This is a genomic window from Nocardia canadensis, assembly GCF_032656385.1.
In the GTDB taxonomy this organism is placed as follows: domain Bacteria; phylum Actinomycetota; class Actinomycetes; order Mycobacteriales; family Mycobacteriaceae; genus Nocardia; species Nocardia canadensis.
Window position 1 is genome coordinate 402,788 of the sequence record NZ_JAVCWB010000010.1, and the last position, 19,690, is coordinate 422,477.

Sequence of the window (19,690 nt, forward strand, 5' to 3'; positions counted from 1 at the left end):
ATCGGTGAAATGTGTTGCCAATTCACCATCCCGGACAGTGGGACAGCTACGCCGGCGCGCCCACCGGATCGGTATCGGTCACCTCGGCGCGGTTCAACCGCTGCGAGATCACCTGGGTGATGCCGTCACCGCGCATGCTGACGCCGTAGAGCGCGTCGGCGATCTCCATGGTCGGCTTCTGGTGGGTGATGACGATCAGCTGGCTCTTCTCCCGCAACTGCTCGAACAGGCCGATGAGCCTGCGCAGATTGGTGTCGTCGAGCGCCGCCTCGACCTCGTCCATCACATAGAACGGCGACGGCCTGGCCCGGAAGATGCTGACCAGCAACGCGACCGCCGTCAGCGACTTCTCGCCGCCGGAGAGCAGCGACAGGCGCTTGACCTTCTTGCCCGGCGGCCTGGCCTCCACCTCGATGCCGGTGGTGAGCATGTCGGAGGGATCGGTGAGCACCAGCCTGCCCTCGCCGCCGGGGAACAGCTTGGCGAAGACGCCGACGAACTCCCGCTCCACGTCGGCGTAGGCCTCGGTGAACACCTGCAGGATGCGCGCGTCGACCTCGGCGACCACGTCGAGCAGGTCCTTGCGCGCGTTCTTGACGTCCTCGAGCTGAGTGGCGAGGAAGGTGTAGCGCTCCTCGAGCGCCGCGAACTCCTCCAGTGCCAGCGGGTTCACCTTGCCCAGGGTGCTGAGGTCCTTCTCGGCGCGTTTGGCGCGGCGCTCCTGGGTGGCCCGATCGTAGGGCATCGGCTGCGGCGCGCTGACCTGCTCGCCCCGCTCCTTGGCGGCCTCGTACTCCTGCAATTCCAGCGCCGAGGGCGGCAGCGCGACATCGGGTCCGTACTCGGCCACGAGATCGGCCAGCGCGATGCCGAACTGCTCGGAGATGGTCGTCTCGAGCTGTTCGATGCGCAGGGCCGCCTGGGCCTTGGCGACCTCGTCGCGGTGCACGGCGTCGGTGAGCTGGGCCAGCTGGGTGGTCAGCGCCCGCGACCGCTCCTTCACCTGTTCGAGCGCGGCGGCGCATTCGCCGCGACGCCGGACCAGCTCGTCGCGCCGGGCCGCGGCGGCGGCCACGACCTGCTCGAGCTCGCGCGCGATCTCGGCCCCCGACTCCGCGACCGCGGCGGCCACGGCGGCGGCCTGGCGGCGCGCGGCCTGCGCGCGTTCGGCGCGCGCCCTGGCCTCGCGTTCGGCGCGGGCGGCCCGGCGCAGCGAATCCGCCTTGCCGCGTACCGATTCCGCGCGTTCCTCGGCGGTGCGCACCGCCAACCTGGCCTCGACCTCCATGGTGCGTGCTTCGGCGAGCGCGGCCGCGGCCTCTTCGCGTTCCCGGCCCGCGGTCTCGGTGCCCGCGGCGCCGTAGCTGTCGTCGCCGCCGTCGTGTTCCATCTCGGCGTGGCGCAGGCGGTCCTCGAGCTCGGCGAGGGAGGCCAGCGACTTCTCCCGCGCGGCCTCGGCGTCGGCGCGCTGGGTCGCCAGCCGCTCCCCCTCGGTCTGCGCCGAGCGCGCGGTCTGGCCGACGCGGGCCAGCCGGTCGTAGATCGCCAGCAGCGCCTGATCGGATTCGTGCAGCGCCATCAGCGCGTGATCGGCGGCGTCCTTGCGGTCGGTCTGCTCGGCCAGCGCCCCGGCCAGTGCGGCTTCCAGTTCCTCCGCCCGGCGCTGCGCGGCCACCAATTCGGCGGTGGCGGTGTCGATCTCGGCCTGGACCTCGAGCTGGCTCGGCATCCGCTCCGAACCGCCGACGATCCAGCCCGCGCCGGCCAGATCGCCGTCGCGGGTGACCACCCGCAGTTCCGGGCGCAGCGCGACGAGTTCGGTGGCGGTCGCCAGATCGTCGACGACCACCACGCCCGCGGTGAGCGCCGCCAGCGCGGGCCGCACCGGCTCGGCGCCGTCGACGACCTCGGCGAGCCAGCGCGCCCCCGTCGGCAGGCTGCCGCGTTCGGAGGGCACCAGCCCGGCGGTGGCGAAGACGAAGGCGACCCGGCCGCCGTCGCCGGAGCGCAGTTCGCGCACGGCGGCGTCGGCCGCGGTGGGGGTCTCGGCGGTGATCGCGTCGGCGAGCGGGCCCAGCAGCGCGGCGACCGCGGCTTCGAAACCGCTATCGACCCGCAGCTGCGCCGAGAGCCGGTCACCGAGGCCGCCGACCCCGTGTTCGAGCAGCCAGGCCGCGCCGTCCTTGCGGGCCAGGTTCATGCCGAGCGCTTCGATGCGGGCGCCGAGCCGGGCGACCAGCTTGCTCGCCTCGCGGTCCTGTTCTCGCAGTTCCCGCACGCGTTCGTCGGCCAGCGCCAGGGCGGCGACGGCGTGCTCGTGCTGGGCGTCGAGGCCCTTCTCACCGGCGTCCAGTTCGCCGAGTTCGTCCTGCACCGAGTCGTATTCGACCTGGGCGGCCTCGCCACGATGGCGGGCGTCGGCGATGGCGACCGACAGCCGGGCGATCTCGGCGTCGACCGATTGCGACTTCGTGCGCAGGTTCTCGACCTGGCCGGAGAGCCGGGCCAGCCCCTCGCGCCGGTCGGCGATCGCGCGCACGGCGGCCAGATGCGCCTGCTCGGCGGCCTTGGCCGCGTACTCGCGATCGGCGAGCGCCTCGCGGGCGGCCTCGAGCGTTTCGGTGGCCATCTCGACCGCGTAGCGCAGCTCGGCTTCCTCGGCCTCGATCCGGTCGGCCTCGGCCTCGAGCTGGTCGGGATCGCGGCCGGTGCCGACGGGCGTCTCGGTGTGCAGGTGCCTGGCCCGGTCACCGGCGATGCGGATGGTGGCGTTGACCCGCTCGGCCAGCGCGGACAGTTGGAACCAGGTCTGCGCGGCGGCCTCGGCGCTGGGACTCAGGCGCGAGAGCTGGAACTCCTGCTGCGCGAGCGCGGCATTGGCGGCGTCGAGCTCGGACTGCACGGTGATCTGCTGCTCGCGGGCGTAGGCCTCCTTGCTGAGCTGAGATTCCAGCTCGCCCCGCCGGGTCACCAGATCGTCGGCGGCCAGCCGCAACCGGGCATCGCGCAGGTCGGCCTGCACGGTCTGCGCGCGCCGGGCCACCTCGGCCTGCCTGCCGAGGGGCTTGAGCTGGCGGCGCAGTTCGGTGGTGAGGTCGGTGAGGCGGGCGAGATTGGCTTGCATCGCGTCGAGCTTGCGAACCGCCTTCTCCTTGCGGCGCCGGTGCTTGAGCACGCCCGCGGCCTCTTCGACGAACGCGCGGCGGTCCTCGGGGCGGGACTCCAGGATCGCCGAGAGCTGGCCCTGGCCCACGATGACGTGCATCTCGCGGCCGATACCGGAGTCCGACAGCAGTTCCTGCACGTCCATCAGCCGGCAGCTGCTGCCGTTGATCTCGTACTCGCCCGCGCCGTCGCGGAACATCCGCCGGGTGATCGAGACCTCGGCGTAGTCGATCGGCAGCGCGCCGTCGGAGTTGTCGATCGTCAGCGTCACCTCGGCGCGCCCGAGCGCGGCGCGACCGGTGGTCCCGGCGAAGATGACGTCCTGCATCTTGCCGCCCCGCAACGCCTTGGCACCCTGCTCACCCATCACCCAGGTGAGGGCGTCCACGACATTGGACTTACCGGACCCGTTCGGCCCGACGACGCAGGTGATGCCCGGTTCGAAGCGCAGCGTGGTCGCGGACGCGAAGGACTTGAACCCCTTCAACGTCAAGCTCTTGAGATGCAAGGCTGGCCCGCCTCTCCGCGATTCAGGCCAGACTCGAGCGCGAGAGGGACGGCGCACGCGGCTGGCGGTCGGGTATCGGGTTGCGGTAGCCCGTGCCCGACGAGTTACCCATGTGCTCGCGTGAGCTTACCCGCCGCTACCGGCCGCTCCGCGTCAGTGCGGGCGATCCGGGTTGTGCGGGTCCATGTGCTGGACGTGCTTCATCTGCTTCTGCAGCTGGCGCAGGTGGGTCTGGGTGCCCGGGGACGCTTCCCAGCCGGTGAGGACGCGGAAGACCAGCACCGCGCCCCAAGGGCCGATGACCCACATCGGCCAGAAGTAGGTGAGCTCGCCCGCGCTCAACGAGATCAGACCCCAGATGACCACCACGATCAGGCTGACGCCGAGCCAGCTGCCCGCCTCGATGCGCTGCCAGACCGGGATTCGGGGACCCTTCTGCGCGGCAGGCGCGGCGGCCTGCTGCTGCGCGGTCAGCGGCGGCAGATCGGACAGCACGACGGCGAGTTCGTCGCGCGTGGCGGTCGCGTAGACCTTGGCGACGCGCTGGTCGTATTCGGTGAGATCGAGCCTGCCGTCGGCGAGATGGGTGCTCAGCTGCGCGACGATGGCGTTGCGCTCGGCGTCGGACGCGCGTGTGCCTGGGGTGATGTCCATGCCGACATCCTCTCGTTCACCAACCACAGTGGACAGCTGTTCCCAGCCTCCACCCTCCACTGTGTGATGTCAACCGCGGCGACGGTCACAGGATGGCGAACGCCACCACCAGACCCAGGGCGAAGTGCGCGGCCGCGACCACCAGCACCTCGGGGGTGTAGGTGTCGGCGTGCAGGGTACGGCCGATGTCGATGCCGGTGACCTTCTCGATCACACGCACCGAGATCACCTGCGCGATGATGCCGACCAGGCCGTAGACGACCGCGGCGATCAGCCCTTCGGAGAGCTTGTTGACCCCGCCGGTGGCCAGCACCGCGAACACGACGATGAAGGCCATGCTGACCATGCCCGCCGCGGACACGATCAGCGCGTTCGGCTTGCCGGCCACGACCAGGTCGCGCAGCTTGCCGGGCGTGGTCAGGTCGATGGCGAAGAAGCCGATCAGCATCAGCGCGAGACCGATGAGGCAGTACAGGATGATGGCGCCGACGCCTTCACCGAGCGCGCTCCAATAACCCGATTCCAGGGCGAGGGCGGTCATCGTGGTCCTTTCGAACAGTGTTGTGTGGTCACGGGTCAGTCGACGATGCGGTGCGGGACGAAGGCGGCGCCGTCGTCGGTGATCAGGCCCGCCGTCTCCCGGATGCCCAGACCCGCCGCCGTGTCGCCGACGACCCAGGCGCCCAGCACCGGGCGCATGCCGTCGAATTCCGGGAGCGGATCGAGCAATTGGTAGACGAAGCCCTCGGCGCCGTAGACGCCGCCGGTCGCGGTCTCCATGCCGGGACCGACGATGGTCATGTTGGCGCCCTCGCGACCGAGCTTGGGTTTGCGGATGTACTCGGTGAGCTCGTGCGGGCTGTCGAGGTAGGCGGGCAACAGGTTCGGGTGTCCGGGATACATCTCCCAGAGCACGGCCAGCAATGCCTTGTTGCTGAGCAGCGTGGTCCACAGCGGCTCGACCCAGGCGGTGGCGGGCAGGCTCTCGACCACGCGCTTGCCGAAGTCGTCGTCGAGGATCCACTCCCACGGGTACAGCTTGAAGACCGCCTCGATCGGCGCCTCGGCCAGATCGACGAAGCGGTTCAGCTCGGTGTCGAAGCCGACCTCCTCGATCGGCAGCGCGACCGTGTCGAAGCCCGCCTCGGCGGCGGTCTCCTGCATGTAGGCGGTGGTCACGTTGTCCTCGCCGGTCGCGTCGGCGCCCGACCAGGTGAAGTGCAGCTCGGTGCCCGGCAGCACGCCGCGCAGTGCGGTCCAGCGCTCCACCAGCTTCTCGTGCAGCGAATTCCACTGGTCGCCACCGGGGTACACCTGCTGCAGCCAGTGCCACTGGATGATCGCGGCCTCGAGCAGCGAGGTGGGGGTATCGGCGTTGTACTCGAGCAGCTTGGCCGGTCGCCGCGCGTCGTAGCGCAGGTCGAAGCGTCCGTAGACGTAGGGGTCACTGCGCCGCCAGGATTCGGCGATCGGCCCCCAGCTCCATTCGGGCAGCCCGAAATCGGCGTAGCGCTCGGTGAGGACCACGTGTTCGGCCGCGTGCAGGCACATCGACTGCAACAGCTCCACATCGGCTTCCAGCGCGAGGATCTCGTCCATCGAGAACTCGTAGTGCACCGACTCGTCCCAGTACGGACGCGGCTGACCGCTGGCATCGCGGCCGGGCGCGCCGTAGACCAGCCCTTGACTCTCGATGATCTGCTGCCAGCCCGGACGCGGCGTACTCGCCACCCGCCGCACTAGGACCCGCTCCCGCCGGTGGACTTGCTGCCGAGCCCGCCACGCTGGATCGTGGTGCCGCTCTTGGTGGTGACGGTGGCGTTGCGCGGCTTCACCGAGCTGCCGCCGCTGGGCGGCTTGCCGATGGTGGAGGTGCCGCCGTAGTGGTAGCGGTACTGCGGCCAGCCGAGCAAGATCAGGCTGCCCGCGCCACCGTGGCTGGTGTCGCTGCGGAAGTTGGTCTTGCCGTCGCCGCAGTTGTCGTCGGGGACGACGATCTCGTTGCCGTTCTGATCGATCTGCACGCACGAGGCGGTCACCTGATCCGGTGCCGCGATCGCCCGGTAGGCCAGATAGCCACCGCCGACCAGCGCGGCGACGCCGACGACGGCGACGCCGCCGATCATCACCCGTTTCCTGGTGCGCCGCTTGGCTTCCGCCGCCTCGGCGGCGGCACGCTGGGCCTGTTCGGCCTGCTTGCGCGCCTTGTCCCGGGCGCGCGCCTCACCGACGGTGGGCGGGCGGGGCTGAGTGAGGCCGGGTTCCTGCCTGGCCATCCGGCCGGGCCGCGGCGCATCGGCGGACGGTCCGGGCGGCTGCTGCGGCATCGGCGGCCAGCCCGCGCCGGGGTCGGGCGGCGGCCAGCCCGCGCCGGGATCCGGCGGCTGGTGGGGCGAGGGCCCGGAGCCACCCGCGGGCGGTTGATCGGGCGGACCAGGGTTCTGTGTGCTCACCGCTGCCGCCCCCTAGCCCCCGAAGTCACCACTAGCGCTCCTCGAATCCCGTCATGTCGCCCCGCGCGGGCTCCCAGCTTTCCACAACCAGGTCGACCCGGCCAGGTGCATCGCCGGACCGTAGCAGCTCGAGCAGCGTCGCGCCTGCCGATCGCGATCCTTCGGCGACCACGTGCACCCGTCCGTCGCGGTGATTGCGGGCATACCCGGTGAGCCCGAGTTCCAGTGCGCGCGAGCGGGTCCACCAGCGGAAACCCACCCCCTGCACCATCCCGTGCACCCAGGCGCTGAGCCGCTGCGGCGCCTCGCTCATGCCGCGTCCGATGCGCGTGATCGGGGTCGCTGCGTGGGGACACGGCGCTGCCGCCGCCGGGCCGGCCCGCTCATGCGTCGACGGCGAAGTTCAACGTCACCTTCGTGCCCGCCTTGAGCGTGCGGCCCACGGTGCACACCTTGTCGACGGCCCGCTGCACAGTGACCAGTAGTCGCTCGCGCGCGGCTTCGTCCAGCTCGGACAGGTCCAGTTCCAGGACCTCGTCGAGCTGCGGGTACAGCTCGTTCTCGCGGTCGGCGTCGCCGGAGACGCGGATGGTGGCGTCGAAGTCGTCACCGAGGCGGCGCGAGAGCGGCAGGTCCGAGCTGAGACCGGTGCAGGCGGCCAGCGCGATCTTCAGCAGCTCGCCCGGGGTGAACGCGCCTTCGACGCCCTGCGAGGCGATCAGGACCTCCGCGCCCCGATTGCTGCGTCCGGTGTAGGCCCTGGTTCCGGTGCGCTCGACCCACAGCTCGGTCGGTGCGGTGGTCACAGGTGCGTTCTGCTGCTCAGCCATGCCTTGATCCTGCCATTCGCGTCGGGGACGATGCACGCCTGGGAACGCCTGCGCGTGCGGCGGCATTCCGGCGCGTGACCCGGGGCACGCGTCACTCCTGGAAGCGGTACCCCATGCCGGCCTCGGTCAGCAGGTGCCGGGGGTTGGCCGGGTCGTCCTCGAGTTTGCGGCGCAGCTGCGCGAGATAGACCCGCAGGTAGTGGGTCTCGGTGGCGTAGGCGGGTCCCCACACCTCGCGCAGGAGTTCCTTGCGCCCCACCAGTTTTCCGCGATTGCGCACCAGCATCTCGAGCATGCCCCACTCGGTGGGCGTCAGGTGCACCGGCGCGCCCCGCTTGGTGACCTTCTTGGCGACCAGGTCGACGGTGAACGAGTCGGTGACCACCACCGGATCGACGGTGTCGACCTCGGTGGCCCCGCGCCGGACCGCGGCGCGCAGCCGGGCCAGCAGTTCGTCCATGCCGAACGGCTTGGTGACGTAGTCGTCGGCGCCCGCGTCGAGCGCTTCGACCTTGTCGGCGGAATCGGTGCGCGCCGAGAGCACCAGCACCGGCGCCGAGGTCCAGCCGCGCAACCCGGCGAGCACCTCGATGCCGTCCATATCGGGCAGGCCCAGGTCCAGGATCACGACGTCGGGCTGCCGTTCCGCGGCGGCGCGCAACGCGGCGGCACCGTTGCCCGCGGTGATGACCTCGTATCCGCGCACCGACAGGTTGATCCGCAGGGCCCGCACGATCTGCGGCTCGTCGTCGACCACCAGCACCTTGGTGGCGGCCGGAGCCTGGTTCTTGTCCGTCATCACCGTTCCTGGATTGTGGCCGGGCGGCCCGGCCTGATCTGTGGCGACCGCCGATGCGGTCATCGGTCAGTCTCGTCGGGATCGGCCGCGCTGTCATCGTCCGGGACCGGCGCGGCGCCGACCCCGGACGGCAGGTCGACCAGCATGGTCAAGCCGCCGCCGGGGGTCGGTTCGGCGTGGACGTTGCCGCCCATCGCCTCCACGAAACCGCGGACCACCGACAGTCCGAGACCCACTCCGGTGGTGTTGTCCCGATCGCCGAGCCGCTGGAACGGTTCGAACAACTGCTCCTCGGTCCCCGCCGGCACACCGGGGCCGACGTCGACGACCGCGATCGACACCCGGTCCCCGTCGTGTTCGGCGGTCACCCGGACCGGCGTCTCGCGGCCGGAGTGCCGCAGCGCGTTGTCGATCAGGTTGGCCAGCACCCGTTCGAGCAGACCGCTGTCGGCGAGCACGGAGACCTCACCGACCTCCACCTTCACCCGATCCATCGCCGCGCGGCGCAGTCCACGGGTTCCCATCCCGACGCTGACCAGCGCGCGATGGACCGCCTCGTCCATGTACACCCGTCGCAGCTGCGGGGTGACGACGCCGACGGCCAGCCGCGAGGAGTCGAGCAGGTTGCCGACCAGCGCGGTCAGCTGGTCGACCGATTCCTCGATCGCCTCGAGCAGCTCACCGGTGTCCTCGGCCGAGAACTCGATATCGTCGCTGCGCAGACTGGACACGGCCGCCTTCGCCCCGGCCAGCGGGGTCCGCAGGTCGTGGCTGACCGCCGACAGCAGGGCCCGGCGCAACCGGTCGGCCTCGAGCAGCGCCGCCGCGGCGCTGGCCTCCTCGGCCAGCGCGGCCTGGCGCACCAGCCCGACCGCCTGATTGGCGACGGCGTTGAGCACCGGCCGCTCCGTGGAATTGATCCGGCGGCCCGCCAGCAGCAGATGGCTCTGCGCGTCCCCCGCCTCGATGACGGTGTCAGCGTGCGACGGCCGGGTCGGCGGCTCGGTGCCCACCGAGGCGACGACCTGGTCCCCGGATCGCAGGCTCACCGCGCGCTGGCCGTAGGTCTCGCGGACCTGTTCGAGCAGATTGGGCAGGTCGGCGCCGTGCAGCACGGACCCGGCGAACATCGTCAGCAGTTCGGCCTCGCGGGAAGCCTTGCGCGCCTGCAGCGTCCGCTTCGCGGCCACATCCACCAGGGCCGCGACGGCGACCGCGACGATGAGCAGCACCACCACGGTCACGAAGTTGTCCGGCTCGGCGATGGTGAAGCTGTAGCGCGGGTCGGTGAAATACCAGTTCAGCAGCAGCCCGGACAGCAGGGCCGAGAGTCCGGCGGGTACCACGCCGCCGAACAGCGCCACCGCGACGACACCGACGAAGAACACGGCGCTGAGCCCGCCCAGCTGTAACCAGCCGTCGAGGAGCACCCCACAGATCAGGCTCACCAGCACCGGCACCACGACCGCGGCCAGCCACGCGCTGACCGGGCGCCGCGGGCGCAGCCAGTGCCTGCGCAGGCCGCGATTGGCTTCCTCGTGGGTCACCATGTGGACATCGATCTTGCCCGAGCGCTGCACCACGGTGGAGCCGATGCCCTCGTCGAGCATGCGTGCCCAGCGCGAGCGTCGTGAGGTGCCCAGCACCAGCTGAGTGGCGTTCACCTCGCGCGCGAACTCGAGCAGCGCGGTGGGCACATCGTCGCCGGTCACGGTGTGCAGCGAGGCGCCCAGACCCGCGGCGAGTTCACGCAGTTTGGCCATCCGCTCGGTCGACACCCCGGCCAGCCCGTCCCCGCGCACCACGTGCACCACCACCAGGTCGGCGCTGGACTTGGACGCGATCCGGCCGGCCCGGCGCACCACGGTCTCCGATTCGGGACCGCCGGTCACCGCGACGACCACGCGCTCGCGCGCCTCCCACAGCTCGGTGATCTTGTGGTCGGCCCGGTACTTGGCCAGCGCCGCGTCCACCTGGTCGGCCAGCCACAGCAGCGCGAGTTCGCGCAACGCGGTCAGGTTGCCGGGGCGGAAGTAGTTGCGCAGCGCCGCGTCGACCTTGTCGGCGGCATACACATTGCCGTGGGAAAGCCTGCGCCGCAACGCCTCCGGCGTCAGGTCGACGAGCTCTACCTGGTCCGCGGTGCGGACGACGGCATCGGGCACCGTCTCGCGCTGCTCGATACCGGTGATCTGCTGGACCACGTCGTTGAGACTCTCGAGGTGCTGCACATTGACCGTCGAGATGACATCGATGCCCGCGTCCAGCAACTGCTCCACGTCCTGCCAGCGCTTCTCGTGCACGCTGCCCGGCGCGTTCGTGTGCGCCAACTCGTCGACGAGCACCACCGCGGGCCGGCGAGCCAGCACGGCGTCGACGTCGAGCTCGGGCAGGTGCGTCCCCCGGTACTCGATCAGTTTCGCCGGAATCCGCTCGATGCCATCGAGCAGTTCGGCGGTCTTCTTCCGGCCGTGCGTCTCCACGACGGCCGCGACCACATCGCGGCCGCGTTCCAGCCGCCGATGCGCCTCGCCGAGCATGGCGTAGGTCTTGCCGACGCCCGGCGCAGCACCGAGGTAGATGCGCAGCTGTCCGCGTTTCACCGGTCCATCATCGCGGGTCGACGCGCCGGGGCCTGCGGGCGCACCGGCAACACACCGACGGTCACCATCGGTGCGTGTGAGGTGTTGAGCCGGCCGAGCACCCGGATCAGCAGCAGCGATGCGACGAAACCGAAGATCACCGCAAGGGTCACAACAGACACCGCGATCTCTCTTTCCGTGAACACAGGGGCCGGCGGTGCCCTTCGCCCGCCGGTGCACACCCTTTGTAGTCGCGCGAGTACGGCCTGATCTCGATCTTTACGGTGTGTTGACGGCTATCGGCCCTGCCTTGACGGCATCCTCACGCCCTTCCCCGGGCGACGCGTCAACATTTCGCAAAGGCCGTGCCGCCCGGCGCTAAGGAGTCGTAAGGAAACCACGCCGAGCCCTGATCCGGCGTTTCACTCACCTAGGCGCTTCACCTCGGAGCGCAAGGAGGTCGGAAATGTCTGTCGTGGTGTTCACGGTGCTCACCGTGGCGATCTTCGCGCTGCTGGGCGTGGTCCAGCGGGGGGTGGAGAAGCTGTGATCGCGAACCTTGTCGGTCTGGTTCTGGCCGTCCTCGTCGCCGTGTACATGGTCGCGGCGCTGCTCTTTCCCGAGAGGTTCTAGGTGAACACGACAACAGCGGGGATCGCCTTCGTGGCGGCCCTGGTCATCACGCTGGCCCTGGTGCATGTGCCGCTCGGCGACTACATGTACCGGGTCTACAGCAGCGACAAGCACTCCCGCGCCGAGCGGCTGATCTACCGTGCCATCGGCGCGAAACCCGAGGTCGAGCAGACCTGGCCGGTCTATGCCCGCAGTGTGCTGGCATTCTCGGCGGTGGGCATCCTGTTCCTGTTCTTCTTCCAGCTGGTGCAGGGCGCGCTGCCGCTGCATCTGAACGACCCCGGCACCGAGATGACCCCGGCGCTGGCCTGGAACACCGCCGTCAGCTTCGTCACCAACACGAACTGGCAGAACTACTCCGGCGAGTCGACCCAGGGCCACCTCGTGCAGATGGCCGGGCTGGCGGTGCAGAACTTCGTCTCCGCGGCCGTCGGCATGGCGGTGGCGATCGCGCTGGTGCGCGGCTTCGCCCGGCGCCACACCGGTGAGCTCGGCAACTTCTGGGTCGACCTGGTACGCGGCACCCTGCGGATCCTGCTGCCGATCGCGTTCGTCTTCGCGATCGTGCTGATCGCCGGCGGTGTCATCCAGAACTTCCACGTACACGATCAGGTCGCCCAGACCCTCGGCGGCGCCGAGCAGACGCTGACCGGCGGCCCGGTCGCGAGCCAGGAAGTCATCAAGGAACTCGGCACCAACGGCGGCGGCTTCTACAACGCCAACGCGGCGCATCCGTTCGAGAACGCGAGCACCTGGACGAATTTCCTGGAGATCTTCCTGCTGATGGTGATCGCGTTCTCGCTGCCGCGCACATTCGGCCGGATGGTCGGCAGCACCAAGCAGGGCTACGCGATCGTCGCGGTGATGGGCACCATCGCGCTCACCAGCATCACGCTGACCAACCTGTTCCAGCTCCAGCACCACGGCACGGTGCCGACCGCGATCGGCGCGTCCATGGAGGGCGTGGAAACCCGTTTCGGCGTGGCGAATTCGGCGACCTTCGCCGGCGCGACCACCCTCACCTCGACCGGCGCGGTGAACTCGTTCCACGATTCCTACACCAGCCTCGGCGGCCTGATGACGATGTTCAACATGCAACTGGGCGAGGTCGCGCCCGGTGGTGTCGGCTCCGGTCTCTACGGCATGCTGATCCTCGCCGTGATCACGGTGTTCGTGGCGGGCCTGATGGTCGGCCGCACGCCGGAGTACCTCGGCAAGAAGATCACGCCGCGCGAGATCAAGCTGGCCGCTTCCTATTTCCTGGTGAGTCCGCTGATCGTGCTGATCGGCACCGCGATCGCGATGGCACTGCCCGGCCAGCGGGCCGGCATGCTCAACAGCGGCCCGCACGGCCTCTCGGAAGTGCTCTACGCCTTCACCTCCGCGGCCAACAACAACGGTTCCGCCTTCGCCGGACTCACCGGCAACACCGAGTGGTTCAACACCGCGCTCGGCCTGGCCATGGTGTTCGGGCGGTTCCTGCCGATCATCTTCGTCCTGGCGCTGGCCGGTTCGCTGGCCCAGCAGGGCACCACTCCCGCGTCGATCGGCACGCTGCCGACGCACCGGCCGCAGTTCGTCGGCATGGTCGTCGGTGTGACGGTGATCCTGGTCGCGCTCACCTTCCTGCCCGCCCTCGCGCTCGGGCCGCTCGCCGAAGGAATCCACTGAGATGACAAGTCCCACCCTCGAAACACCGGCCGCGCCGCGGCCCGAACACCGGACCAAGGGCGTACAGAAGGGCGTGCTGGATCCGAAGCTGCTGCTCACCTCCCTGCCGGACGCGCTGCGCAAACTCGATCCGCGCACGCTGTGGAAGAACCCCGTCATGCTGATCGTCGAGATCGGCGCGGCGTGGTCGACCATCCTGGCGATCGCCGATCCGAGCTTCTTCGCCTGGGCGATCGTGGTGTGGCTGTGGCTCACCGTCGTCTTCGCCAACCTGGCCGAGGCCGTCGCGGAGGGGCGCGGCAAGGCCCAGGCCGACACGCTGCGCAAGGCCAAGACCGACACCGTCGCGCGCAGGCTGGCCGACTGGACCCCCGGTGGCCGCATCGTCGAGGAACGGGTCGCCGCGACCGAACTGCGCCGCGGTGACGTCGTCGTGGTCGAGGCCGGTCAGGTCATCCCCGGTGACGGTGACGTCGTCGAAGGCATCGCCTCGGTCGACGAATCGGCCATCACCGGCGAATCCGCCCCGGTCATCCGTGAATCCGGCGGTGACCGGTCGGCCGTCACCGGCGGCACCACGGTGCTCTCGGACCGGATCGTCGTGCGGATCACCCAGGAGCCCGGCGCCAGCTTCATCGACAAGATGATCGCGCTCGTCGAAGGCGCCAGCCGCCAGAAGACCCCGAACGAGATCGCGCTCAACATCCTGCTGGCCGCGCTCACGATCATCTTCGTCTTCGCGGTCACCACGCTGCAGCCGCTGGCGATCTTCGCCAAGTCGAACAACCCCGGCGTGCCGGATACTTCGGCGCTGGACGCGCACGGCATCACCGGCATCGTGATGGTCTCGTTGCTGGTCTGCCTCATCCCGACCACCATCGGCGCGCTGCTCTCGGCCATCGGCATCGCCGGGATGGACCGCCTCGTGCAGCGCAATGTGCTGGCCATGTCGGGCCGCGCGGTCGAAGCGGCGGGCGATGTGAACACGCTGCTGCTCGACAAGACCGGCACCATCACCCTCGGCAACCGGCAGGCGGCCGCGTTCGTCCCGATGCCGGGCATTCTCGACGACGAACTCGCCGACGCCGCCCAGCTGTCGAGCCTGGCCGACGAGACGCCGGAGGGGCGGTCGATCGTCGTGTTCGCCAAGCAGACGTTCGACAAGCGGGAACGTTCCGCGGGCGAGCTGCCCGGTGCCACCTGGGTGGAGTTCACCGCGCAGACCCGCATGTCGGGTGTCGACCTCGCCGATGGGCACCAGCTGCGCAAGGGGGCAGCGGGTGCGGTGATCGAATGGGTTCGGGCCCAGGGTGGTTCGGTCCCCAGCGACGCCACGGCGATCGTCGACGGCATCTCGGCCTCGGGCGGCACGCCGCTGGTGGTCGGTGAGGTCAAGGACGGCACCCCGCGGCTGCTCGGTGTCATCCATCTCAAGGACGTCGTCAAGCAGGGCATGCGGGAACGCTTCGACGAGATGCGCCGCATGGGCATTCGCACGGTGATGATCACCGGCGACAACCCGCTCACCGCGAAGGCGATCGCCGACGAAGCGGGGGTGGACGACTTCCTCGCCGAGGCGACGCCGGAGGACAAGCTCGCCCTGATCAAGAAGGAGCAGGACGGCGGCCGCCTGGTCGCGATGACCGGCGACGGCACCAACGACGCTCCCGCGCTGGCCCAGGCCGACGTGGGCGTGGCGATGAACACCGGCACCTCGGCCGCCAAAGAGGCGGGCAACATGGTCGATCTCGATTCGGACCCGACCAAACTGATCGAGATCGTGGAGATCGGCAAGCAGCTGCTGATCACCCGCGGCGCGCTCACCACGTTCTCCATCGCCAATGACATCGCCAAGTACTTCGCGATCATTCCCGCGTTGTTCGTGGCGCTGTTCCCCGGCCTGGACGCGCTGAACATCATGCGCCTGGCCAGCCCGCAGTCGGCGATCCTGTCCGCGGTCATCTTCAACGCGATCATCATCGTGGCGCTCATCCCGCTGGCGCTGCGCGGTGTCGACTACCGGCCGAGCGATGCCTCGACCCTGTTGAGCCGCAACCTGACGATCTACGGCCTGGGCGGCATCATCGCGCCGTTCCTCGGCATCAAGATCATCGACCTGCTCGTCCAACTCCTCCCCGGGATGTCCTGAAATGCGTATGTCAACCTGGATCCGCCAGCACCTGGCCGCCCTGCGCGCCCTGCTCGTGCTGACCGCGATCACCGGAATCGTGTACCCCGTCGCGGTTTTCGCGGTCGCGCAACTGCCGGGACTCCACGACAATGCCGACGGCTCGCTGATCGAGCGGGACGGAAAGCTGGTGGGCTCCAGCCTGATCGGGCAGTCGTTCACCGACGCCGACGGCAAGGCCATGGTGCAGTACTTCCAGAGCCGCCCGTCGGCCGCGGGCGACGGCTACGACCCGCTGGCCACCGCCGCGAGCAATCTGGGTCCCGAGGACATCGTCGACACCGCCGCCCGCACCAGCCTGCTCACCACCGTGTGCACCCGATCGAAGGAGGTCGGCGACCGTGAGGGGGTCGACGGCGCCCGCCAGTTCTGCACGAAAGACGGTGTCGGCGCGGTGCTCTCGGTGATCGGTCCGCGCGATGCCGACGGCGATGTGTCGCGACCGGTGCAGGTCGTCAGCGTCAACGAGCTCTGCCCGGCGCGGCCGTTCCTGGCCACGTTCCGCGGCGTCACCGTGGAATGCGCGCAGGAAGGCGAGGACTACTCGGCCGGCCGGATCATCCCGATCCTCGGCGACGCCCCGGCCGAAGCGGCGGTCCCCGCCGACGCGGTCACCGCGAGCGGCAGCGGCCTGGACCCGCACATCTCCCCCGCGTACGCGGCCATCCAGGTCGAGCGGGTGGCGAAGGCGCGCGGCCTCACCGGCGATCAGGTGCGTGATCTGGTCGCGGCGCACACCGCCGGGCGCACGCTCGGGTTCCTCGGCGAGCCCCGGGTGAATGTCGTCGAGCTCAATCTCGCTCTGGACGAACGGTTTCCCGTCCGCGGCTGAGTCCTGAGCAGGGGCCGGATCCACCACGGGTCCGGCCCCTGTGCCGTCCTAGGACTGCTCGTCGGTGATCAGCGCCCATCCTTCGGGCAAGCCGGTCACGGTCACCGCCGACCCGCAGACCTCGACATCGACGGTGACGTCACCGAGCCGGAACTCCGAGAGCCGCACACACCCCCACGCCTGCGGCACCTGCGGCCGCACGGTCAGGGTCTTGGCGGGCACATCGGGGTCGAGCCCGAGGAACGAGCGCACCAGCAGCAGCGGCGCGGCACTGGCCCACGCCTGCGGCGAACACGAGGTGGGATAGGGCACCGGCGACGCGAAGCGGGCACGCGGGAAACCGCAGAACAACTCGGGCAGCCTGCCGTCGAACGCGGCAGCGGCGTCGAGCAATCCGGCCGACAGCTTCGTCGCCAATGCCACCGCGCCCGGCACGTGCTGGTACCGCATCAACCCGGCGACCGCGATCGCCGTGTCGTGCGGCCACACCGAACCGCAGTGATAACTCATCGGGTTGTAGGCGCCCATGGTCGAGGCCAGCGTGCGGAGACCGAACCCCGAATCCATCTCGGCCTTGGCCAGATTCGCGATCAGGCTCTCGGCGTGTTCGTCGGTGGCGATCCCCGACCACAGGCAGTGCGCCGCGTTGCTGGTGAGCGCGTCGACCTGCCGCTTGCTGCCGTCCAGGGCCACCGCGTACCAACCGCACTGAGGTAGCCAGAACTGCTCGGCGAACTTGGTTCGTAGCTCGGCGGCCCGCTCGCGCATCCGCGTCGCCATCGCGGGATCGTCGAACTGATCGGCCAGCTCCGCCCGGGCCAGATACGCCGCGTACACGTACCCCTGCACCTCGCACAGCGCGATCGGGGCCTGCGCGATATGCCCCGCGGCGTCGTTGATCCCGTCGAAGCTGTCCTTCCAGCCCTGGTTGATCAGCCCGCGATCGGTGGCGCGCACGTACTCGACGAACCCGTCGTCGTCGCGGTCGCCGAAATCGGTGATCCAGCCGATCGCGGCATCGGCCGCGGGCAGCAGGGTCGCGATCGAGGCCGGGTCGGCGCCCCAGCGCAGGCACTCGGCCAGCAGCATCACGAACAGCGGTGTGGCGTCGACGGTGCCGTAGTAGATCTGCCCGCCGAGCACCTGACCGACCGAGGGGCCGCGCCGCATCTCGTGCATGATCCGGCCCGGTTCCTCCTCCACCAGCGGATCGACCGTCTGGCCCTGCAATTCGGCCAACTGCTGCAGCGTGCCCAGGGCCAGGTCGGTCTCCAGCGGCAGCGACATCCATGCCGTGAGCAGCGAGTCCCGGCCGAACAGCGTCATGAACCAGGGCGCGCCCGCGGCGACGAACGGTCTGCCCGTGCCGGAATCGGTGTGGATCTGCAACGCGCCCAGGTCGCTCTCGGTGCGGCGCAGGATCTGGTTGAGCAACCCGGAATCGGCGCTGATGTCGGTGGCGGTGGCCCGCCATGCCTGGATCTTGCGTACCGGTTCGCTGGCCCGGTAGCGCTCACCGGGGGTGCCCTGGGTCTGCGGGCGCTGCGCGGCACCCGCCGGTTGCGCGGTGATCTCGGTCTGCCAGCGGCCACCCGCGGGCACGACGACGCGCCAGATCATGGTGCCGGGCAGCACCATCGGCTCGACCGTCGAGGTGAGCGCGAGCCCGCGCGACAGGTCGGCCCGGTCGTGCAGCAGCAGTTCGCCGTCGGAGGTCGTCATCTCCGCGCGGCGCCCGCCCATCCGGCCTTCCTTCACCGAGAACAGGTCGACGAAATCGGCGTCGACGTGCAGTTCGAGCACCACCGCGGTGGCCTCACGGCTCATGTTCTCCAGGGTGATCAGCTCGTGCATGCCCTCGGCGACGAGCCGGTCGCGCACGACCAGCAGGGTGCTGTCGGCACGACCTTGCTGCGGCGGCCTGCGCAGCACGAACCGCCCTGCGAAGGCCTCCGGGCTGAGGACCGACAGCGGCTCCGGCCGCTTACCGTCGATCATCAGCTCCCAGCGCGAGATCACCCGCGCGTCACGGAAGAACAGACCCTGCGGCTTGCCGGGCTCGATGTCACCGAGCCGATCGGACAGGCAGAAGGTGCCGCCTTCGACCAGGGTGACGTTGCCGCCGTTGCCGCCGAGCCCCGCGGGTTCCCCCGCGTTGAGCGGGCTCGGCGACGACGCGTTGTTCAGGCTCATCCGCGCCCACTCACCGCCGCCCCGACCGGCATCGGCATCGTGAAGGCGTTGCCGTAGCCGATCGTGGTGCGGGCCAGCAGTTGCCGGTACACCTGCTCATAGCCGCCACCGAGGGTGTCGGCGCCGAAATTCGCTTCCACGTGCGCCCGGCAGGCTGCCGGATCGAACGTCGCGACCTCGGCGATGGCGGCGGGCAGTTCGTCCGGTTCCTCGCAGATGCGCCCGGTGACACCGTCGACCACGACCTCGGCCACGGCACCACCGCGCAACGCGACCACCGGCGTTCCGCAGACCATCGACTCGATCATCACCATGCCGAACGGCTCCTCCCAGCGAATGGGGAACAGCAGACACCGTGCTCCGGACAACAGTTTACGCTTGGCCGCCGCGTCGGCGAGGCCGAACACATGATCGGCGTCGGTCAGCCGCGGTCGCACGTATTCCTCGAAATAGGCCTTTTCCGGCGGCTCGGAACACTTGCCCGCCAGGATGAGCGGGATGCCCGCCGCGTGCGCGGCGTCGAGTGCCAGATGCGGCCCCTTGTCCATGGTGAAGCGGCCGAGGAACAGCGCGTAGTCCTGCTTCTCGGTCACGAACGGCCACTGGTCCGGCCGCAGCGCGTTGTGCACCCGGCCCGCCCACGGCAGTTCGGGCGCGAGTTCGCGCTGCCGGTCGCTGATCGCGACGAGCGAGCATTCCTCGCCCAATTCGCGGTAGTAGCGGTAGCAGTCGTCCTGCACCGGCCCGTGCACGGTGACCACCGTCGGCAGGCCCAGATTGGCGTACGCCGGGGCGTTGAGCGGGCCGGCGAAGGTGTGATCGTGCACCAGGTCGATGCCTTGGGTCTCGGCCAGACGCTCGATCGCGCGGCGCACGCGCAGCGCGTGCACCACCTCGGGGAACGGATCACCGAGTCGTTCCGGGACGATCCGGTCCCACAGCGGAACGAAATCCGCCTTGGTACCCGGCTCGCCCGCGCCGAACAGGGTGACGTGATGGCCGCGCTCACACAGCGAGTCGACCAGATCGGCGACTACGGCCTCGACGCCGCCGTAGGCCTTCGGGGGGACGTCGAAATACGGTGGAACCACCATCGCGATCCGCAGTGGGCCGCCGTTGTGCTCGATCGAATAGAGATCGGACGTGGAGAGCCCGGTCGGCGACATTGCCGACGTATCTGCA

At 69.9% G+C, this 19,690-nt stretch carries 16 protein-coding genes; 4 read left to right on the top strand and 12 right to left on the bottom strand.

The genetic code is table 11. The annotated features are described in order from the left end of the window. Window positions 1-46 precede the first annotated feature (46 nt). The 10 genes from smc to Q7X29_RS25585 all read right to left on the bottom strand — a co-directional run bounded on the left by smc (window position 47) and on the right by Q7X29_RS25585 (window position 11,173). Entirely contained in the window at window positions 47-3,673 is a 3,627-nt protein-coding gene (gene smc, locus Q7X29_RS25540) for a chromosome segregation protein SMC (RefSeq protein WP_316575583.1), read from the bottom strand. A 153-nt stretch (window positions 3,674-3,826) separates the two neighbouring features. Beyond that, window positions 3,827-4,327 carry a DUF1707 SHOCT-like domain-containing protein gene (locus tag Q7X29_RS25545; protein ID WP_316575585.1) on the bottom strand — a complete coding sequence of 167 codons (501 nt, stop codon included), beginning with the start codon at window positions 4,325-4,327 and terminating at the stop codon, window positions 3,827-3,829. 85 nt (window positions 4,328-4,412) lie between these two features. Continuing rightward, the gene (locus tag Q7X29_RS25550) at window positions 4,413-4,868 is read right to left on the bottom strand and encodes a DUF350 domain-containing protein (RefSeq protein WP_218719275.1); all 456 of its coding nucleotides are present in this window, start codon (window positions 4,866-4,868) and stop codon (window positions 4,413-4,415) included. A 35-nt stretch (window positions 4,869-4,903) separates the two neighbouring features. Next, window positions 4,904-6,067 carry a glutathionylspermidine synthase family protein gene (locus Q7X29_RS25555; protein ID WP_218719274.1) on the bottom strand — a complete coding sequence of 388 codons (1,164 nt, stop codon included), beginning with the start codon at window positions 6,065-6,067 and terminating at the stop codon, window positions 4,904-4,906. Beyond that, entirely contained in the window at window positions 6,067-6,603 is a 537-nt protein-coding gene (locus Q7X29_RS25560; RefSeq protein WP_218719290.1) for a hypothetical protein, read from the bottom strand. Before Q7X29_RS25560 ends, Q7X29_RS25555 begins: the two co-directional genes overlap by 1 nt. Before the next feature lie 208 nt (window positions 6,604-6,811). Continuing rightward, window positions 6,812-7,093: an acylphosphatase gene (locus Q7X29_RS25565; RefSeq protein ID WP_218719273.1), complete on the bottom strand. Its 282-nt coding sequence runs from the start codon at window positions 7,091-7,093 to the stop codon at window positions 6,812-6,814. 70 nt (window positions 7,094-7,163) lie between these two features. Next, window positions 7,164-7,610: an OsmC family protein gene (locus tag Q7X29_RS25570; protein WP_218719272.1), complete on the bottom strand. Its 447-nt coding sequence runs from the start codon at window positions 7,608-7,610 to the stop codon at window positions 7,164-7,166. A gap of 91 nt (window positions 7,611-7,701) precedes the next feature. After that, window positions 7,702-8,409 carry a response regulator gene (locus Q7X29_RS25575; protein ID WP_218719271.1) on the bottom strand — a complete coding sequence of 236 codons (708 nt, stop codon included), beginning with the start codon at window positions 8,407-8,409 and terminating at the stop codon, window positions 7,702-7,704. A gap of 59 nt (window positions 8,410-8,468) precedes the next feature. Next, a complete protein-coding gene (locus Q7X29_RS25580; RefSeq protein ID WP_316575587.1) occupies window positions 8,469-11,012 on the bottom strand; it encodes a sensor histidine kinase in 2,544 nt (847 codons plus the stop codon). Then, on the bottom strand, window positions 11,009-11,173 hold the full coding sequence (locus Q7X29_RS25585) for a hypothetical protein (protein WP_218719269.1): 165 nt from the start codon (window positions 11,171-11,173) through the stop codon (window positions 11,009-11,011). Before Q7X29_RS25585 ends, Q7X29_RS25580 begins: the two co-directional genes overlap by 4 nt. Window positions 11,174-11,537: 364 nt before the next feature. Between Q7X29_RS25585 and Q7X29_RS25590 the strand changes: the two genes are divergently transcribed. The 4 genes from Q7X29_RS25590 to Q7X29_RS25605 are packed head-to-tail and all read left to right on the top strand — an operon-like array spanning window position 11,538 to window position 16,315. Beyond that, window positions 11,538-11,624 carry a potassium-transporting ATPase subunit F gene (locus tag Q7X29_RS25590; RefSeq protein ID WP_218719288.1) on the top strand — a complete coding sequence of 29 codons (87 nt, stop codon included), beginning with the start codon at window positions 11,538-11,540 and terminating at the stop codon, window positions 11,622-11,624. Then, window positions 11,625-13,295, top strand: coding sequence for a potassium-transporting ATPase subunit KdpA (gene kdpA, locus Q7X29_RS25595; RefSeq protein WP_316575589.1), 1,671 nt, complete (start codon window positions 11,625-11,627; stop codon window positions 13,293-13,295). It begins immediately after the preceding gene. A 1-nt stretch (window position 13,296) separates the two neighbouring features. Beyond that, a complete protein-coding gene (gene kdpB / locus Q7X29_RS25600; RefSeq protein WP_316575590.1) occupies window positions 13,297-15,444 on the top strand; it encodes a potassium-transporting ATPase subunit KdpB in 2,148 nt (715 codons plus the stop codon). Window position 15,445: 1 nt separating this feature from the next. After that, window positions 15,446-16,315 (top strand): potassium-transporting ATPase subunit C, encoded by an 870-nt coding sequence (locus Q7X29_RS25605; RefSeq protein ID WP_316575591.1) that lies wholly within the window; start codon window positions 15,446-15,448, stop codon window positions 16,313-16,315. A gap of 48 nt (window positions 16,316-16,363) precedes the next feature. Here Q7X29_RS25605 and Q7X29_RS25610 read toward each other — a convergent pair whose 3' ends face one another. Continuing rightward, entirely contained in the window at window positions 16,364-18,508 is a 2,145-nt protein-coding gene (locus tag Q7X29_RS25610) for an amylo-alpha-1,6-glucosidase (RefSeq protein ID WP_218719265.1), read from the bottom strand. After that, window positions 18,505-19,674 (bottom strand): glycosyltransferase family 4 protein, encoded by a 1,170-nt coding sequence (locus tag Q7X29_RS25615; protein WP_316576338.1) that lies wholly within the window; start codon window positions 19,672-19,674, stop codon window positions 18,505-18,507. Before Q7X29_RS25615 ends, Q7X29_RS25610 begins: the two co-directional genes overlap by 4 nt. Window positions 19,675-19,690 lie beyond the last annotated feature (16 nt).

Bases quoted from the DNA above. Each gene is read 5' to 3' on its own strand.
- Q7X29_RS25545 (WP_316575585.1), bottom strand. From the start codon at position 4,327: ATGGACATCACCCCAGGCACACGCGCGTCCGACGCCGAGCGCAACGCC.
- Q7X29_RS25550 (WP_218719275.1), bottom strand. From the start codon at position 4,868: ATGACCGCCCTCGCCCTGGAATCGGGTTATTGGAGCGCGCTCGGTGAA.
- Q7X29_RS25560 (WP_218719290.1), bottom strand. From the start codon at position 6,603: ATGGCCAGGCAGGAACCCGGCCTCACTCAGCCCCGCCCGCCCACCGTC.
- Q7X29_RS25565 (WP_218719273.1), bottom strand. From the start codon at position 7,093: ATGAGCGAGGCGCCGCAGCGGCTCAGCGCCTGGGTGCACGGGATGGTG.
- Q7X29_RS25570 (WP_218719272.1), bottom strand. From the start codon at position 7,610: ATGGCTGAGCAGCAGAACGCACCTGTGACCACCGCACCGACCGAGCTG.
- Q7X29_RS25575 (WP_218719271.1), bottom strand. From the start codon at position 8,409: ATGACGGACAAGAACCAGGCTCCGGCCGCCACCAAGGTGCTGGTGGTC.
- kdpB (WP_316575590.1), top strand. From the start codon at position 13,297: ATGACAAGTCCCACCCTCGAAACACCGGCCGCGCCGCGGCCCGAACAC.
- Q7X29_RS25605 (WP_316575591.1), top strand. From the start codon at position 15,446: ATGCGTATGTCAACCTGGATCCGCCAGCACCTGGCCGCCCTGCGCGCC.
- Q7X29_RS25610 (WP_218719265.1), bottom strand. From the start codon at position 18,508: ATGAGCCTGAACAACGCGTCGTCGCCGAGCCCGCTCAACGCGGGGGAA.
- Q7X29_RS25615 (WP_316576338.1), bottom strand. From the start codon at position 19,674: ATGTCGCCGACCGGGCTCTCCACGTCCGATCTCTATTCGATCGAGCAC.